Here is a 1,082-nt window from a genome sequence, read left to right as displayed (position 1 = left end):
TACGGCGGCGAGATCCACAGCCGGCTGACCGCCAGGTGTTCACCGGCGCGCAACGGCGTGGTGGCCCGCGCGTGCGCCCACGCGGCGGCCACGACGGGATCGGCCGCCAACTCCTCCTCCTCGAGCTCCTCCAGCCGCAACCACGCGGAGAAGGCGACCGGTTCGCCGGTCTCCGTGCGCCGGTACAGCCGGAACGCCTCCGGCTGCCGCTGCGCCCAGAAGGCGGCGCAGTCCGCGGACGCCGTGCCCTCCGCCGCGGTCGCGACCCGGAGCAGCGTGCCGACGTCCTCCTCGCGCAGCACGTCCTCCTGGAACTCGCCCTCCTCGCGGCAGCGGTGCCAACCGGCCGGCGCCCCGTTGCCGCGACGCAGGCAGAGCAGCGCCACCACCGCGCCGAGCACGTCCGCGTCGTTGGCCGTGCGCACCTTGTCCGCCAGGTGGGCGTGGATGCGGCCGTGCATCGCCGCGTACCCCTCGGCATCGCGCCAGCGCAGGTCCGCCTCCACCACCTCGCGCACCACGTGATGCGGGAACAACCCGAGCCCGCACGACTCCACGAACGGCAGCCGCCGCAACCACTGGAACAACGCCGCGGCGTCGTCCGGCAGGGCCGCCCGCAGCAGGTCTTCCGTCGTCATGTGCGCGTGCGCGCAGACCTCCAGGGCATGCCGATGCGCCGCCGACGGCAGCTCGCCCACCAGCTGATCCAGCAACGTGGCCACCACGTCCTGGTTCGGCGTCCACCGCCTGCCGGCCCCGCCGTCCTTCACCGCCACGGCCGCCCCCAGCAGCAGCGCCATCGGATGACCGCCGGCGAAGGCCAGCAGCGGTTCGCGCAGCACAGCCGGCACCCCGCGAGAGACCAGCAGAGCCTGCGCGTCCCCGGCCCGCAGGTCGCGCAGCGGCAGCACCTCCAGCGCCCCCACCCATCCCGGATCGGCCTGCCACCGCATGTCCGGCGGACATCGCCCCGCGATCACCACCAGCGCCCCCATGGGCACCCGCGGCAGGAACCGCTCAAGCAGCCACTCCTCCCAGCCCCGCACACGTTCGACGTTGTCGACCAGCAACACCGCGTCCGC

The 1,082-nt window shown here is 74.4% G+C and carries 1 pseudogene; it reads right to left on the bottom strand.

Annotated features, from left to right (window positions below):
• Positions 1 to 1,082 (bottom strand): annotated as a pseudogene (locus tag GUY59_RS47095) (hypothetical protein); the annotation flags it as partial.

The sequence above is a fragment of the Nonomuraea sp. K271 genome (assembly GCF_009908215.1).
Lineage (GTDB): Bacteria > Actinomycetota > Actinomycetes > Streptosporangiales > Streptosporangiaceae > Nonomuraea > Nonomuraea longispora.
This window is presented reverse-complemented; position numbering and strand designations above follow the sequence as displayed.